General features: G+C 40.5%; 12 protein-coding genes. 3 read left to right on the top strand and 9 right to left on the bottom strand.

Annotated elements, in window-relative coordinates:
- Nucleotides 1–203: 203 nt before the first annotated feature.
- On the bottom strand, nt 204–881 hold the full coding sequence (locus QNK26_RS09490) for a thiol:disulfide interchange protein DsbA/DsbL (RefSeq protein ID WP_319222480.1): 678 nt from the start codon (nt 879–881) through the stop codon (nt 204–206).
- Between the two features lie 400 nt (nt 882–1,281).
- On the opposite strand from QNK26_RS09490, the gene QNK26_RS09495 reads away from it, so the two are divergent.
- The 3 genes from QNK26_RS09495 to QNK26_RS09505 all read left to right on the top strand — a co-directional run bounded on the left by QNK26_RS09495 (nt 1,282) and on the right by QNK26_RS09505 (nt 7,688).
- Entirely contained in the window at nt 1,282–3,195 is a 1,914-nt protein-coding gene (locus QNK26_RS09495) for a methyl-accepting chemotaxis protein (protein ID WP_319222481.1), read from the top strand.
- A 302-nt stretch (nt 3,196–3,497) separates the two neighbouring features.
- Complete coding sequence (locus QNK26_RS09500) at nt 3,498–5,411, top strand: methyl-accepting chemotaxis protein (RefSeq protein ID WP_319222482.1); 1,914 nt, start codon at nt 3,498–3,500, stop codon at nt 5,409–5,411.
- A 363-nt stretch (nt 5,412–5,774) separates the two neighbouring features.
- Complete coding sequence (locus QNK26_RS09505) at nt 5,775–7,688, top strand: methyl-accepting chemotaxis protein (protein WP_319222484.1); 1,914 nt, start codon at nt 5,775–5,777, stop codon at nt 7,686–7,688.
- 51 nt (nt 7,689–7,739) lie between these two features.
- Here QNK26_RS09505 and QNK26_RS09510 read toward each other — a convergent pair whose 3' ends face one another.
- The 8 genes from QNK26_RS09510 to QNK26_RS09545 all read right to left on the bottom strand — a co-directional run bounded on the left by QNK26_RS09510 (nt 7,740) and on the right by QNK26_RS09545 (nt 17,957).
- Nucleotides 7,740–8,543, bottom strand: a complete 804-nt coding sequence (locus QNK26_RS09510) for an EAL domain-containing protein (protein ID WP_319222485.1) — start codon at nt 8,541–8,543, stop codon at nt 7,740–7,742.
- A 154-nt stretch (nt 8,544–8,697) separates the two neighbouring features.
- On the bottom strand, nt 8,698–10,161 hold the full coding sequence (locus tag QNK26_RS09515) for a diaminobutyrate--2-oxoglutarate transaminase family protein (RefSeq protein WP_319222486.1): 1,464 nt from the start codon (nt 10,159–10,161) through the stop codon (nt 8,698–8,700).
- Nucleotides 10,162–10,214: 53 nt separating this feature from the next.
- The gene (gene nspC, locus QNK26_RS09520) at nt 10,215–11,384 is read right to left on the bottom strand and encodes a carboxynorspermidine decarboxylase (RefSeq protein WP_319222487.1); all 1,170 of its coding nucleotides are present in this window, start codon (nt 11,382–11,384) and stop codon (nt 10,215–10,217) included.
- Nucleotides 11,384–12,604 (bottom strand): carboxynorspermidine synthase, encoded by a 1,221-nt coding sequence (locus QNK26_RS09525; RefSeq protein ID WP_319222488.1) that lies wholly within the window; start codon nt 12,602–12,604, stop codon nt 11,384–11,386. Before QNK26_RS09525 ends, nspC begins: the two co-directional genes overlap by 1 nt.
- A 94-nt stretch (nt 12,605–12,698) precedes the next feature.
- The gene (locus tag QNK26_RS09530) at nt 12,699–14,252 is read right to left on the bottom strand and encodes an aspartate aminotransferase family protein (protein WP_319222490.1); all 1,554 of its coding nucleotides are present in this window, start codon (nt 14,250–14,252) and stop codon (nt 12,699–12,701) included.
- Between the two features lie 549 nt (nt 14,253–14,801).
- The gene (gltS, locus tag QNK26_RS09535; protein ID WP_319222491.1) at nt 14,802–16,001 is read right to left on the bottom strand and encodes a sodium/glutamate symporter; all 1,200 of its coding nucleotides are present in this window, start codon (nt 15,999–16,001) and stop codon (nt 14,802–14,804) included.
- A 284-nt stretch (nt 16,002–16,285) separates the two neighbouring features.
- Nucleotides 16,286–16,708 carry a universal stress protein gene (locus QNK26_RS09540; RefSeq protein WP_319222492.1) on the bottom strand — a complete coding sequence of 141 codons (423 nt, stop codon included), beginning with the start codon at nt 16,706–16,708 and terminating at the stop codon, nt 16,286–16,288.
- 124 nt (nt 16,709–16,832) lie between these two features.
- Nucleotides 16,833–17,957, bottom strand: a complete 1,125-nt coding sequence (locus QNK26_RS09545; protein WP_319222493.1) for a DNA alkylation repair protein — start codon at nt 17,955–17,957, stop codon at nt 16,833–16,835.
- Nucleotides 17,958–18,009: the final 52 nt, after the last annotated feature.

The raw sequence follows: 18,009 nt of genomic DNA on the forward strand, positions 1-18,009 counted from the left end.
TATAAAATGCCTATAAATGCGCTTTAATTAGAACTTACCTATTCAAATCAGACGTTAAAGCGTATTTAGCTCACGTAATATTTCAGTTAAACTTTCATCTGCAGTATAACATTCCAATAGCAGTGTACCGGCTTTCGCATGCAAAAAAGGAGTGGTATCGCTACCACTCCTTTTAGAATAAATACAATAAGTTGTATTTGAGGTTATTTATCTAAACTGTTCAAATATGAAATTGTTGCAGCTAGATCTTCCAATGTTTTATGCGCGCCTGAGTTAACCAAGTATTTACCTTTGACAAGAAAAGCAGGTACTGATGCAATATTCGAGTTAGTCACAACCGTTTCCGCTGCAATCATATTCTGATATACCGACTCATGTTCAGCTTCGCTTAAATCAATTGGGCTCTTCATATTGTATTTTGCAAAGATTGCAATCATCTGTGCTTTTTTCTGTGCTGGAGTCATCGCTTCAGCCGGTTCTTCTTTCTCTTCACCAGCGCCATGATCATGGTTATCGGCACCAGCACCATTTTGGGTATAATCGAATAAATCAGCCATCATCTCGGCGCTCGGTTTGCCGTCATTTTGAATGGCTGCCGCATAATAAACGTAAGCTGAACGTTGAGCACTTTCATTAAAGGTAACATGGGTTTTAGCAATATCTACTTTAGACATATCTTCAATTGCAGGGATCATAGATTCCATATTCTTACAGTTTCCGCAGGCAAGCGAGAAAATTTCGACAACATCCGGTAAGTCAGCCATTGGCATCGGGATAATTGTATATTGATTGCCTTCTTTTGGATTGTTGTCGTCACTGCAACCAGCAAGAGCAAAAAAAGAAACAAACAAGAATAACAGCGGCTTAAAGATAGTTTTCATAAATAGAGGACCATAGGTTGAAGATGGAAGGTTAAAACTTGAGGAGCGTATAGTGATTAATTATAACTGTCGAACAATATTACTTAGCTTTACTTTCATGGTGATTTAGTTCAATTAAGCAGCATTATTCGATAATCAATTCAGCAAACACATAAAACAACACACCTAAATAAGCATATATAAAGAACAATAAAACTAGCTATCAAACCACAAGTGGTCATTAAAGAACCAATTCCTTACAATCATAGAATAAACTATAAAAAATTTATCAATAAAGGTGATCTAGATACAGCTTATTATATAAACAAATATACAATAAATAGCCTTATAGCTATCATCCCGCGCTCTTGTATCACTCCATAAACATACCATCGAATAATGTTCTTAAGGATTAAGTAACGTGAATTTTTTATCTAGTTTTAAAGGACGTATCATTACAGTTGTAATGCTACTTGTTATTTCATCGCTGGTAATTGCTAGTTTTATTTCTTATCGACAATTATCTACCTCTATTGTAGGTAACATTGATAAATATTCACACTTACAAGTTGATAGTACCGCAAATAAAGTAAATAGCTGGTTTCAAAGTATTAAAAAAGGCCTTATAACTACCGCACCAGATTTTGCAATGCCACGTGATGATGCACAGTTATTGCTTATGGTGAAACAATTATCTCTCGCTACCGACGCCAATGACATCTTGGCCGCTTATGAAGACGGTACAGCCATTACCGCGATAGACGGTAAGTTAAGTTTAGAAAGTTATGATCCACGAGTTCGCGATTGGTATAAAGACGCTAAACAAAAAGGCTCGACAATTATAACAGGGATCTACAGTGATGCGACAACCGGTGGGTTGATGATCAGTATCGCAGAACCTTTTTATTATAATAACCAATTTACTGGAGTGCTATTAGCTGATATTCGCTTAGAGACTGTCAGTAACTTTATTCAAAATTCAACGTTTAAACATACCACGCTTAATTTATATGACATGACAGGCATGACGATCGCGTCAACAGATAAGCGCCAAGTTGTAGGCAAACCATTGGATTCTGCTAATGCCGTATTTACACCACTTAAAAACACGCTTACAAATAACCAACAAGGCACGTTTGAATTTAGTCAAGGCAAGGTAACAACGCTTGCTTATTTCGCGACATTGAACCTAGATGATAATACTTCTTGGAAAGTAGCGATCACAGTAGACAAGTCATCACACTTTATCGAAATAGCCGAAAGTTTAGATAGCGCATTTATCACTGGACTTATCCTTGTCATCTTAGCCTGCATTATCATTTTCGTGGCGTTAAACCATTTATATCAACCTATCCTATCGTTAAAAGATACCATCGTAGATTTAGCTGAAGGTAACGCCGATTTAACTCGTCGAATTAAAGTACATAGTAACGATGATTTGGGTCAAATAGCTGAAGCAGTAAACAAATTTACCGCTAATTTACAAAGTATGATGCTAGAAATATCTCAGTCAACAGAGCACATATCCGATGGCATTAACGCACTGCGTTCACAAACAGAACATAATAATAATGTCCTGCTAGATCATGCGAGTGAAACCGAGCAAATTGTTGTTGCGATCACCGAGATGAGCTCGACAGCTGATAGTGTTGCTCAAAGTGCAGCCCAGTCTGCTACCTTTACACAAAAATCAACAGATGAAGCCAAGCGATCAAAAAAAGTGGTTCAAGGCGCAGTCTATGGTGTGGCCGAGCTAGTTACTGAGGTTGACGCGATGGCAGTAAGTATCCAGACCATGAATGAGGACACCAATAAGATAAGTTCTGTACTCAGTGTCATAGGTGAAATTGCTGACCAAACTAACTTGCTTGCATTAAACGCCGCGATTGAAGCTGCCCGCGCAGGTGAACAAGGCCGTGGCTTTGCTGTTGTTGCTGATGAGGTAAGAACATTAGCGGCGAGAACACAGCAAAGTACATCTGAGATTAATGACATGTTAACGCGATTGCGTAATGGTGCTGATTCGGTTGTCAAAGCAATGCATACGACAAAATCAAGCTGTGAACAAACAGCCGAAACAACAGAAAGTGTCAATCACAGTCTAGACTCAATGACTGAATCGGTATTACAAATTAATGATTTGGGTATTCAGATTGCTACCGCTGCTGAAGAACAAAGTTCTGTAACGGAAGAAATTAACCGTAATATGACAGCAATCCAAACAATGGTTTATCAGTTAACAAGTAACAGTGATAAAACCCTCACTAGCTCGCATGATTTGGCCAATAACAATGCGCATTTAATGACGATAGTAAGTAAGTTCAAACTGAAGTAACCCGCCCTTTATGACATGTGTTGGCCTTCTTATCATGAGGGTCAACATTGCCTTTCTTGTTTAGCCTTCGTTAACATAACAGCTCTAAATCGTATAGCCGTCCCTCCTCTCCTATATCAGAATTTATTACTTAATGGTTATACTCGTTATATTTACGCGATCAAGATCACTTATTGATAACTTTAAATGCGATATTACAATTTCCAGCCGATAAGCTAATAACAACATAATTGCGATAGTGTTATCGCGGTATAACGCGAGTTCATACTCTCAATTTTAATTATTAATAAGGATGTACCCACGTGAATTTCTTATCAAGTTTTAAAGGCCGGATAATTACAGTAATTATGTTACTGCTCATCACGACACTAGCAATATCAAACTTTCTTTCTTATCGCCAATTGTCTACATCGATGAAAAGTGACATAGACAAGTACTCAACGTTGAAGGTCAGTAGTACATCCGAAAAAGTAAACGCATGGTTTCAAACAATCAAAGATGGTGTGGTTGGCACCGCACCCGATTTTGCTGCAGCGCGTAATGATGAGCAAATTAATTTGATGGTTCAACAAATTAACGCCGCAACGAAAGCAACAGATATCTTAGTTGGTTTTGAAGATGGTCGTTCATATAGTGCCATGACAGGTACACGCTACGTTGAAGATTACGATCCACGTTCACGTGGTTGGTATGAAGAAGCCAAGCTTAAACGCAGCACCATTATTACCCCAATGTACAAAGATGCATTAACTAAAAACTTATTGGTTAGTATCGCCGAACCTTTCTATAAGAACGGACAACTAGCTGGTGTACTACTTGCTGATATTGAATTAAATATCCTCGAAGACATTGTTAGGTCATCTGCGTTTGATCATGCCACGACCAGTTTATTTGATGAATTAGGTACCGCAATTGCGTCTACGGCTACAATTGAAAATCCAGGTAAATCTAAGCTTGCAGATAATAACGTATTGGTAGACCTGCAACAGCAAATGCTGGCTGATAAAAAAGGTAAATTAGCCCATATCGTTAACGGTAAAGAAAAGGTGAGTTACTTTGAATCAGTGGATCTCGACAAGCAGTTAAGCTGGCATATCTTAGTCACACTTGATAAAGAAGCACACCACGCTATTATTGCTGACAACTTAGAAGATTCGTTAATAACAGCTGCGATTATGACGTTGATCGTCGCGTTGTTAATCTATGTTTGCCTTAATAGACTTTACCAGCCAATTATTGCTTTAAAATCAACAGTCCAAGACCTAGCACAAGGTAATGGTGATTTAACACAGCGCTTAGAAGTAACCAGTAAAGATGACTTGGGCCAGATAGCCGAAGCCGTGAATACTTTCATTATCAACCTGCAAACCATCATGTTAGATATATCACAATCAACAGTCCATATCTCGACAGGCATTGAGCAACTGCGCTCACAAACAGAGCACAATAATACCGTATTAATCGATCATGCAAGTGAAACGGATCAGGTCGTTGTTGCTGTAACAGAAATGAGTTCGACTGCAGACAGCGTTGCTCAAAGCGCAGCGCAAAGTGCAACCTTTACGCAAAAATCGACGGATGAAGCGCATCAGTCTAAAAATGTCGTTGAAGGTGCTGTCAGTGGTGTTGCAGATTTAGTGAAGGAAGTAGAAGCAATGGCGTTAAACATTCAAACCATGAATGAAGATACCCATAAAATCAGTTCAGTACTGAGTGTGATCGGTGAGATCGCAGATCAAACTAATCTACTGGCACTAAACGCTGCAATTGAAGCGGCGCGTGCAGGCGAACAAGGCCGAGGTTTTGCCGTTGTTGCTGACGAAGTTAGAACGCTTGCCGCAAGAACACAGCAAAGTACCTCTGAGATTAACGAAATGCTAAGCCGACTGCGCAACGGTGCAGATACTGTCGTTAAAGCGATGGATGCAACGAAGTCGAGCTGTCAGCAAACTGCCGATACCACCGCCAGTGTCAATGACAGTCTTGATTCGATGACCAGTTCAGTGATGCAAATTAATGATCTTGGTATTCAGATTGCCACCGCCGCCGAAGAACAAAGTTCTGTCACCGAAGAAATAAACCGTAATATGACCATGATACAAAATATGGTTTCTCAGTTAACTGAAAATGGCGAAAAGACTATGGACAGTACCCATACGCTTGCCAGTTCTAATGAGCAATTAGTCGCGATTGTTGCACAATTTAAATTGAGCTAACTTAACCGCTAACCTGCTATCGTCTTTGATTTTTATCGTATACCAAAGACGATTAGCGCCACAATAGTTAACAGTCAGAGCTCAAATGCAGTGTCAAATTCAAGTAAGGAGTTCAACCCCAAGTAAAGCATTAAGATAAAATATCAGGCTTTATATTATTTTATGTCAGTTTATAGCGATAAAGTTTGATTATTTATTATTAACCAAATACTTCGCACCAACTTTACGCTACAAACGCTTACAAAACTCTACCCCAGCTTTCATATGAATGTTAGGATGAGCAAAAAATTACTAAAAACCAACTATTTGTTGAAAGATTAAACAAATAACAACATCTACAACCATTAAAGGGTACATGTTCACGTGAATTTTCTATCAAGTTTTAAAGGACGAATAATCTCTGTCGTTATTTTACTCTTAATAACAACCTTAACTATTTCTAACTTCTTTTCTTACCGCCAGTTATCTTCTTCGATGTCGAGTAGTATCAATGATTACTCTATAGTAAAAGTAGACACGACATCAGAAAAAATTAACACTTGGTTTCAAACCATTAAAGAAGGTTTGACAGCAACAGCACCTGATTTTGCACAAGTGCGTGGTGACGAGCAGTTACTTTTAATGGTTCGACAAATCACCGCAGCAACAAAGGCCAGTGATATTGTGGTGGGTTTTGCTGATGGACGCTCTTATGGCGCCGCAAGTGGTAAGCGAGATTTAGCAAATTATGATCCTCGCACACGTGACTGGTATACCTTAGCCAAGCAAAAGCGTAGCACTATTGTAACGGCAATGTATAAAGATGCATTAACCAAACAACTGCTTATCAGTATTGCTGCGCCGTTTTATAAAAATGGTCAATTAGAAGGTGTACTACTGGCAGATATCGAGCTAGGTGTGTTAAATGATATGGTGCGTGATTCAGCATTTGCGAATGCGGTTACCAGCTTACACGATAACCAAGGTACGACTATCGCCTCAACGATGCAAATCAATAACCCGGGTCAAAGTAAATTAGCTGACGATATGGGTTATGCGCAACTGCAACAAGAAATGTTGAGTAAAGATGAAGGTGTAACAAACTTCTCTGTTAATGGTGCTGATAAAGTGAGTTACTTTGAGAGCATTGAACTTGATGATTCTATGAACTGGCACCTGCTAATAACAATCGATAAATCAGCGCATTACGCGCAAGCGCAAGAACTGTTAGAAGAAAGCCTATTTGGTGCCCTACTACTTATCATTACAGCATCCGCTATCGTTTATGTTGCACTTAACCAGCTATACCGCCCAATTCTGGCATTAAAATCAACGGTTGTTGACCTTGCCCAAGGTAACGCAGATTTAACACAGCGACTGGCTGTAAACAGCAATGATGACCTAGGTCAGATCGCTGAAGCAGTAAATCGATTCGTGATCAACTTACAAGAGATGATGCTAGAGATATCCCAATCAACAGATCATATTTCATCTGGTATTGAGCAATTAAGATCGCAAACTGAACACAATAATATAGTACTGGTTGATCACGCAAGTGAGACTGATCAAGTTGTAGTCGCTGTAACTGAAATGAGTTCAACTGCTGACAGTGTTGCTCAAAATGCAGCGCAATCAGCGACCTTTACGCAGCAATCTGCAGATGAAGCACATCAATCAAAAACAGTGGTTGAAGGTGCTGTACACGGTGTTGCAGACTTAGTGAATGAAGTTGAAGCGATGGCTCTTAACATTCAAACCATGAATGAAGATACCCACAAGATCAGTACGGTATTAAGTGTGATAGGCGAAATCGCCGACCAAACTAACCTACTTGCCTTGAATGCGGCAATTGAAGCTGCACGCGCTGGTGAGCAAGGTCGTGGTTTTGCAGTTGTTGCTGACGAAGTACGTACGCTTGCGGCACGCACACAGCAAAGTACCTCTGAGATTAACGAGATGTTAGCACGTCTTCGTAATGGTGCCGATACAGTTGTACGAGCAATGGATATCACTAAGGCTAGCTGTCAAAAAACGGCCGCAACCACTGCAAGCGTTAATGATAACCTTGATTCGATGACTAGCTCTGTCATGCAAATCAATGATCTAGGTATTCAGATTGCCACAGCTGCCGAAGAACAAAGTTCAGTAACGGAAGAAATCAACCGTAACATGACAATGATCCAAGGCATGGTTAATCAACTGACCCAAAATGGTGAAAAAACCATGGACAGTACGCGTGATCTAGCAAGTTCAAATGAACAGTTAGTGGCGATTGTTGGTCAGTTTAAATTAAGATAATACCGCATATTTAAATACTTATGTATGTCGTTTATTCGGCTCTTGACTCGTTCAAGGGCCGACACTACGCCTAGATATAAACTGCGGTTTAAATAGAAAACCTTGAACATAATCAATATTTAAAGCTTTTGCAAACGCCAGATCATCATCTGTTTCAACGCCTTCCAAAATTGTTTTCTTGCCCGTATCTTCAGCATAAGCAACCAGGGCTTTAATCAACAATAAAAATTTTGCGTTATGTTTATTCAATACCACAAAACGATCAAACTTTATAAAATTAACTTGCTCTAATACCGCTGTTGAAAGCATAGACTGTTCGTTACAGACATCATCAATTGCCGTTCTTATATTGTATGACGCCATTAACTTGATCATGTTGAGACTCATTTTGGCATCGTTTATCTCAGAATTTTCAATTAGCTCTACAATTACTTCATTATCACTATGATCTAAAAACAACCGAATGAAAGGATTCAACTCTTTCGTTGTTATCGACAACTCTGCGATATCATCGCCATAAGCAAAATATGAATCTTGATCTAAATTAACGAATAATTTGAAATTTTTTGGGGCATGTTGAAGCTGTAATTTTTTCTGTGCTAATTCCACCTGAAATAATGACAGCGGGTTGTGATGCAAAGCCCTATATACTTGGTCTGGGGCAATGGGATTATTTTTATCATCATAAAAACGAGATAAAGCTTCATAAGCAAATACTTCAAGCGTATCAAGCGCTACGATAGGTTGATATTCAACACCATAATTCTTTGATTTTAAAATATATAATAGTAACTTAGGTGGTAGAACTGGCACTATACTAGTCAAATCCGTTAACTCTGGCTTAAAGACAATCAAGTATACTAACACCATATTGTAATGATTCTCAATATCATCTTATAACTCGGATTTTGTAAAAGAGTGATGACAGCCACAAAAAAGGCCTTTAGCATTGTTTTATACAGTACTAAAGGCCTTTTTATTATGCGTTGAATTGTTATCTATTTATCAGCTAAGCAACAGAGTTAATGGCATCCGTTAAGATTGCCACAACCACATCAATCTCTGCAGGTTGAATAATTAGCGGTGGTAACATGCGAATAGTCGAACCAAAACGGCCGCCTAATTCGATAATCAGCCCACGACTCAGTGCAGCTTGTTGAATCGCTTTTGCGCGAATGCCGTCTTGTGGCAAGTTACCGAGTACGTCACGTTCACCATTAGGCTCAACAATCTCGATGCCTAACATCAAACCACGGCCACGAACATCGCCAATAACGGCAGAGTTAATAGCCTCTAAGTCATGTTTTAACTTAGCGCCCATCGCACCTGCATGCAAATGTAATTGGTTTTCCGCAAGGTGACGCATCACCACCATGCCAGACGCCATTGCCAGCTGGTTACCACGGAATGTACCCGCGTGCGCACCTGGATTCCATTTATCAAAATCACTGTGATACACAATTGCAGCTAGCGGTTGACCGCCACCAAGGGCTTTAGACACCACAATCACATCTGGTTCAATATCTGCATGTTCAAATGCAAAAACTTTACCCGTACGACCCATACCCGCTTGAATTTCATCAATGATAAGCACAATGCCGTGACGCTTAGTAATATCACGTAAACCTTTAAGCCATGTTGGGTCTGCTGGTAATGACCCCGCTTCGCCCTGCACTGCTTCAACAATTATTGCTGCCGGTTTAGCAACGCCAGATTCAGGATCTGTCAACATTGTTTCTAGCTGGTAAAGACTGGCTTTAATACCGGTCTCACCTAAGCCATAGGGACAGCGAGGTGCATACGGGAATGGCATGATTTGCACATCCGCGCCCGTCATGCTCAAGGCTGATTTAGGCCCTAAGTTACCCATCATGGCTAACGCGCCATGCGTCATGCCGTGATAAGCACCCGAGAATGCCAGTACAGAACGACGACCCGTGGCAATTTTAGCCAGTTTTAAAGCTGCTTCAACCGCATCTGAACCACAAGGGCTACACATTTGAATACGTGCATTTGCAGCCATATTGCCCGGCAATAATGCTAACAACCGTGTCATAAACTGATCTTTAACTGGCGTCATCAGATCCAGTGTTTGCATTGGTATTTCTGACTGCACAGCTTCTATCAAAGCAGTTGTTACATCGGGGTGGCTATGACCCAACGCCAACGTACCAGCAGCAGCTAAACAATCAATAAAGATCTGTTGCTGAGTATCTTCAACAAAGATACCTTGGCCGCGTTTTAACGCCAATGGCAAACGACGCGGATAACTGCGAGCATTTGACTCACGTTGTTCTTGGCGTTGTAAATAGCTATTAGTCGCTAGCACACGTGCTGGCTGACTAAGAAACGAATCCAAGTTTAACGCGCTAGGCATTGCTGCGCGCGTCACTGGTTTATCGTTATTCATTTCAGTCACATAATTTAAAACTTCGCTCACGTCGTTTTCAACCTTCTTTGATCTTTTATTCATAATTGCCACCTTGTGAAAGGTATCATTCATATTGTTGCTGACACTCGGCAAGATTAAGCTTTGCCTAAGGTCGCTTTGAAATCCTGATAATCAAATTGATTCAGGCTTTCAATATGTCCTTGAACACCATCGATATCGACACGCTGAAAATAAATGCTTGGCATTTTTAGGCCGTTAAACCAATTCAATTTCACCATGGTGTAACCGGCTGAATCTTTAATGGTTAGACGATCGCCAATTTGTAATGGCTGTGGGAAATTGGCTTCACCAAATATATCCCCCGCCAAACATGAACAACTGCCAATGATGTAAGGGTGTTCCCCCTCAGGCGTTGCTTCAGAAAAACTCGCAGGCTCGTTATAGATAAGCGTGTCTAAACGGTGTGCTTCAGTTGCACTGTCTACGATTGCCGTTTTCTTATCATTTTCAACGATGTCTAATACCGATACCACAAGGTCAGTGGTATCCGTAATAACCGCTTCACCCGGTTCAAGATATAACTGCACTTGGTGTTTTTCAGCAAAGGCTTTAAGCGCTAATGCTAATTCAGCAACCAGATAACCCGGATAAGTGAAGAACAACCCACCACCCAAGCTCACCCAAGATACTTGATCTAGGTGCGCTGAAAACTGCTGTGAAATGGTGTTAAGGATGGTGTTATAAGCAACAAAGTCCTTGTTTTCACAATTCATGTGGAACATCAAACCATCAAGTTTAGCGACAGTTTCAGCTGTTAGCCCCGCTTTTTTAACACCTAAGCGCGAGTAAGCACGTGCAGGATCTGCGAGATCTTGCCCTGCATAACTCACTTCAGGGTTAATGCGCAAACCAACACTGCTTGAAGCAGATAACAGAGGCTGCATGCGCTCAAGCTGTGATACCGAGTTAAAGATAATCTTATCGGCAATATCACGTACCGCTATCACGTCATCTTCGCTGTAACCCACACTGTAAGCATGTGTTTCACCGGGAAACGTCTCATGGCCTAGCTGCACTTCATACGGGCCACTGCTGGTTGTACCGTCTAAATATTTGCTAATGGTATCGAATGTTCCCCATGTAGAGAAACACTTCAATGCTAATACCAATTTCACATCCGATAGATCTTTTAACTGCTTGCAGATCTCAAGATTACGCAGCAGTTTATCTTCATGGATCATAAAATAAGGTGTTTTCAGCGGCGCATTAAGCGCCCCTGTTACAGTTGTATTAACTGCCGACATTACTCGCAATCCAGCTCTTGAACTTGCCATGTTAGACCAATGCGTGGCATCAATTCTAAGAAGTCATCTGGGTTTAACTGCTCTACATTAAATAGACCAGCTTCGCTCCACTTACCTTGGAAGTAAAGTAGTGCTGCCGTGATTGCAGGAACACCAGTTGTGTAAGAAATCGCTTGATGCTCAACTTCTTGGTATGCTTCTTCGTGGTCGCAGATGTTGTAAACGAATACGCTACGTGGCTTGCCCGCTTTAGTACCACGAACCCATGTACCGATACATGTTTTGCCCGTGTAACCTTCAGCTAGTGATGTTGGATCGGGTAAGATCGCTTTTAATACTTTCAGTGGTTCAACCGTAATACCGTCAGTTGTTGTAACTGGCACTTGGCTTAACAAACCAATGTCGCGCATTACGTTGAAGTATTTAAGGTAGTTATCCGAGAAACCCATCCAGAATTCAATACGTTTTGCCGGAATAAACTCTGCTAATGAACGTACTTCATCGTGCGCCATTGAGTAAACTTTTTGCTGACCAACCACAGGGAAATCAAATTCCATTACGCGGCTGTGGCAAGGCACTTGATGCCATTCTTTGTTTTCGTAATAGAACGAGTCGCCTAAGATCTCTAACATGTTTGTTTCTGGATCAAAGTTAGTTGCAAAGCGTTGACCGTGATCTCCCGCGTTTACATCCATAACATCAATGCTGTCGATTTCATCGAATAAATGCTTGTATGCATACGTTGCGAATACGCTTACTACACCTGGATCAAAACCAGCGCCTAGGATACCTGTGATACCAGCTTTTTCGAAGTCGTCACGGAATGCCCATTGTGGATCGTAAGCTTCAGGTACTTGCTGACCTTCGCTGCATAAATCAGTTGCTACAGATGTGTCTAGGTAAGCGGTTTTAGTCGCTACACAAGCAGCCATAATTGCTACGTTAACCCACGGAGGACCGGCATTAATGACTAAATCAGGATTTACTTCTTCGATTAATGCAATTAGCTCATCTTTGTTATCTACGTTGATTTGACGTGATACTAAGCTACGAGTTTTGTCTTTTAAGTTATCGCGGTGATGAACACTGGTGATGATCTTGTCACATTTAGCGATAGTGCGTGATGCGATTGTAATGTCACCAAACACGTCATTGTTTTGAGCACATTTATGCGCAATAACCCAACCAACACCACCAGCACCAATTTGTAATACAGACATATCTATTCCTTAATCTTATTCTTTTGTTATTTAGTAAATGGCTGGCATATTCGAGAAATGCCAACCAATGTAATTCAATTTATTTGCTATCGGCTTACTTTACGTAAGCTTGCTCATTAGCAAAATCAGCGATCTTGCTAAACAAGCTTTCAAAATTATTTAACTGCAAGCATGGGTTCAAGATGGTCAGTTTTAGGCAGGTGTAACCATTAATTTTGGTTTCGCCTAATACTGCTTGCCCTGCTGTTAGCAAATCTAAACGTAAACGTTGATTAATCATGCTGATTTGTTCTTCATGCTCAATACTGACGTCATTGTTGTTTGTAGATAGTTCGTTGTTTTTGCACAGATGGTTGTATCTGAATAACACAGTGCTTAATTGCGGTTGTGCTAGCAGTTCAAACTTGTCTGTCGCTGTGACTAACGCACCAACATCTTGAGTCAGGCTGATAAGGTGATCGTACATCGCACCAAATTTATCAGTACCTAACGCTTGCATAGACATAAGCAGTTTCAACGCATCAAAACGCTTGGTTGTCGCAATTGATTTATCCACCAAGTTTGGTAGTTCGTCAGTTTCACGATTTAAGTAGTCAGCATGATGCAGCAGATATTTGAAGTTGTGGTTATCGCGGATCAACAATGCACCACAGCTAATCGGTTGGAAGAACAACTTGTGGAAATCGGTACTGATCGAATCAGCCAGTTCTATTCCCGCCAAACGTTCTTTGTGTGAACTCAAGATCAATGCACCGCCGTATGCGCCATCAACGTGGAACCACATATTGTGTTGTTCGCTGATTGCCGCAATCGCTTGTAAGTCATCAATCGCGCCAAGGTCGGTTGTGCCTGCTGTACCCACAACACAAAATGGCATCAAGTCTTGAGACTGAAGATCTGCAATCGTGGTATTTAGTGCGTTCATGTCTAAGCAACCAAATTCATCAGTCGCGACCGTGATCACTGCGCGTTCACCCAAGCCCATTAACGAGGCTGATTTTTGCACAGTAAAATGACTTGTTTGCGAACACAAAATACGTAATTTCTTCGCGTAACTTGGTAAACCGTCTTTCTGAACACTTTCACCGGATATTTGCTCAACAGCACGATCACGTGCCAGCAACAAGCCCATTAAGTTACTTTGCGTGCCACCACTGGTAAACACACCATCAGCGCCATTATTAGTCGCAGACTGCTCAAGGTTATAACCGAATAGTTCACACAACCAATTTGTCATTTTCTGTTCTACGTAGGTAGCAGAAGATGCTTGGTCCCATGAATCCATTGATTGGTTTAACGCAGAAATAATGGTTTCAGCTGCCAGTGCTGGAATTAACGGTGGCGTGTGTAGATGGGCAATACAATGCGGATGCTGGACAATAATCGAGTTTTTACCGATAACGTTAACATTGTTTGAAATGATTTCAGCAAGCGGCGCAATCGGCGTTTTACCAATTGGCATTGCCATGATTTGCTCATTCAACGCTGCTGGTTCTAGCCCTGAATACGGCGCCTCAACAGCGGTAAACATCGCTGATAATTCACGGGCAGAGTGCTCGATTGCGCTAAGATAATGCGGCTGAGCGCTAGGATCTAGATGTACAAATACATCAGACCAATCGTTGTTTTGGTTTGAGTTTTTCATCATTCTTCAAATTTTAAATAAAATAATGCATATTCGAATGCTAAATCACGCTAAAAACGATTTAATCATTTTTAAAAAGAGTCTAGACAAGCGAACAAGTAAGCTGCGCAGGGCAACAGATAGAAAATGCTAAATTTTAGGCAAGCCTGTAAAGCGCTCGCGCTAATCAGAGATCAGAAGTACGGAAGGGAAATACGAAATGTGTGATTAATGATTTGTATCACTGTCTTTTAAAGTCCATATAAAAACAAAATAATCGAGGAGCTCGATTTAGTGGCGACAATGTAATTTAAATGTAATCGAGATGCAAGTTTTTTATGTCACCATCATTATAATTTGCTCTGTGAATACAGGTTTGCTTGCTTTTAACCACTCCTCTGCATGTTCACTCTCAATACCCGAACTAAAATCATATCGCAGATTTGTCATGTGTTTTGGACTCATTTTCTTGAAGTATCCGTTCTAACTTATTTGTTGTCAAAATGAGGTCGAATGCACTGCCAATACTTAATTTTGTATTGGCAGTGCAGACATATAGCGATTAACCGACGATTAGCCATGAAAGCCAACAAACCAATTAATAATCAGTGCATTTGCTAAATCGATAAAGAAACCACAGACTAACGGCACGACAATAAATGCTCGGTGGGCTGCGCCATACTGCTGGGTAACCGCAGTCATATTAACAATTGCAGTGGCGGTTGAACCAAGAGTAATACCACCAAAACCAGAGCTAATAACGGCTGCTTCATAATCTTTGCCCATAAAGCGGTACACGATGAAGACAGTAAACAGAACAGATGATAAAGCCTGCAGTAGCATTACAGAGCTAAGATAAGCAATCGCACTTTGTAATTGCCAAAGCTGTAAACCCATTAATGCCATGGTTAAAAACATACCTAAACAGATATCAGATATTAAGCTTAAGCCTTGTTGCGTGCCTTCGTTAGTTTTGCGCTTTAAGACCATAGCCTTAAAATTACCAATACAGATACCTGCAATTAAGCATGAAACAAATAAAGGCAGTTGTAAGCCGGTTTGTGCAATGGCCATGTCTATTAAGTAGCCAATAATTAAGCTGACATTTAAAAGTAACCAAGCATGTAGCACAGAAAAGTGATCGAGTTTAATGTGTTCTTTATGACTAATACCAATCTCTAAATGTGAGTCATTACTGGGGGTTAACTGGTGGCGCTTAATTAAATAATTTGCAATAGGCCCCCCCATCAAACAGGCTAATATTAAACCGATGGTATTACTAGCAATACCAATCTCAGAGGCACCCGATATACCCATTTCTTCATAAATTGGAGCCCAAGCAACGGTGGTACCTACCCCGCCAATTAATGAAATAGAACCAGACATTAAACCCAATAAAGGATCTAAACCAAACGCAGTCGCAACACTAATACCTAATACATTTTGTAAAATAATATAAGTGACGGCAAGGCCAGTTAAAACAAGTAAAGGTTTACCACCTGATATTAAACTTTTGAAATCAGCATTTAAGCCGATACCGGCGAAAAAGTATAAAAGCAGAATATCACGCACTTCTAAATCGAAATGAACTTCTATCTTAAACAGGTAATACAACAGTGCCACAACAGCAGCACAGAGAAAACCACCAATAACGGGCTCTGGAATGCTGTATTTTCGTAATAACTCTGATTTTATGGTCGCGTGCTTACCAATAAATAATAAAATAATAGCGAGGGTAAAGGAAACAAAGCCTTTAACGGTGATGATATCCATAATCTTCCCAAATAATTAAGCCCTGTTAATAGGGGGTTAAAAAATAACGTCAACATTAGCTGGAGTATAGTAAATTCGAGGTTATACGCATTCGGTTTGAAAGTGGCTAGGTGGAAAAAGGACTATTTAGGCTTAATGTTATTGGTCTATCCGATAGCAATACCCAGTAGGTTTAGTCGGGGAAGTAAGGGGAGGATCGAGCAGTTCCCCTCACTCCATTAACCATGACATGGGTGATGCGCAGAGGTATTCGCCTCTTAATGATAGCCAAATTAACTGTCTTATTATTTTTCAAGATAAACAATTAATAAGTCTGTGTTGACGGTGTTTGCCAGTTTTCGAACTGAAGATAATAAACGACTCCAGAAATCATGATGGTGGCCACAAACTAATAGATCAGCATCTAATTGATTGATTGCTGTTGTTAATTTCACCTCCAAATCACCGATTACAACCAGCGTGTTTTCTACCGGGTAATCAAGCTGATCGACTAATGCGCACAGCTCTTCCTTCTCTTTTCCGCTATCAACTTCAGGCATAGCTAACAAAGAAGCACGCCCTGGCACTGAAATGCTCAAATGATGGGGATCAACATAAATAAATGAAAGTTTAGCATTCGCCTCTTTTGCTAATAAGACCGCTTTACCAATCACTATTTCACTGGATTTAGTTAAATCAACAGCAACTAATATATGGTTATAGCTCATTGAATTTCTCCTTATGAAACCTCTTATTGATAGTAGCAGACTGTAGTCGTTCAGTGAGTTTAACCTAACACGTCACTGAATAAAGCTGCCAATTATCTATCATGCATTAATTCAAAACTATCTATCACGCCATTAATTCAAAACTATATAGCGCCTCTTGTTCTGGACTAACACTGCATTCTTGGCCATTAATAATAATGGCTAATTTATGTATGCCTAAATGAAATACACGGGTACTAATCACTTTAAAGCTTTGCTGGCGGTTTATCTGTTCTTGCGTATTCGAGGCAATCATACGTTCACTGATTTTAAATACTTTTCGCGCCAAAGTTCCGTTCTTTTTACGATAATACAGGCCATATTCCAAACGTAATTTTTGAGGGTTATTAGTGGCATTTTCAATCGTGAAGTTAAAGCTAAGCTTGTCCCCTACTTTCACAACAGGCGTGGTGATCGCCATTGCGGTGAGTTCTATCTGGTTTTGTTTAAAACCAAACAGCGCCATGATCTTTGGCTCGGCTTGCTTGAGTAATGTCCGGCACCCATGTTTGACTAATTTGTCAGTCAGTTCGTTGTTGCCTAACCACAGCGTTGCGATCTGCACTACAACGTCACTGTTATCTTTGGCTATGTCATTTAAGTTATTGGCGACACTGCGCCTGACAACTTCACAATCATCCAGTTTTAATGCGGTTAAAATCGGTAACAGAGGCGTGGGATCATGCTTTAATTCAGGCAGCGCCATTGCCCAAGGTAATCGGGGCCGTGAACCTTCACTGGCTAAGCGACGAACGTGTCGACTTTCGTGACGAGTCCATGCTTGCATCTGCGCTAACATCTGTGTTGAATAACGGATGAGGAAAGGTCTAACGGCAAATTCACAACTGGTGTATTGAGTCACATATTCAAAGCCGTCTACAGCACTGTCATAATCTTCCAGCCCATACATTTCAATATAAGCAGGCAGACACATATACTCAATACTTTGCTCTTGAATTCCCTGCTCGCGTAGTTCTTGAATAATACGTTTCAGACAGTCTACTGCGGCGCTAAAATCTTGTGGCATGAAGTGGTGAAGTACTTCTGCAGTATGCAGCATCCGTTGCTTAAGTTCATAATCAGCAAAGTATTCATTAAAGATCATGTGGTTAAATTCAACAGAGTCAAAATCAGGCAATACCTTGCTTAAAACTCCCGATAATTGATGATAAAATGCCGGACAATAAACGTCTTTAAATAACTCAGCCATAAGTATATTTCATCCTAATAGTAATTAATGCAACGGTTTACAACGCTTATTC

Origin of the sequence: Moritella sp. (assembly GCF_033791185.1) — a bacterium.
Taxonomy (GTDB): domain Bacteria; phylum Pseudomonadota; class Gammaproteobacteria; order Enterobacterales; family Moritellaceae; genus Moritella.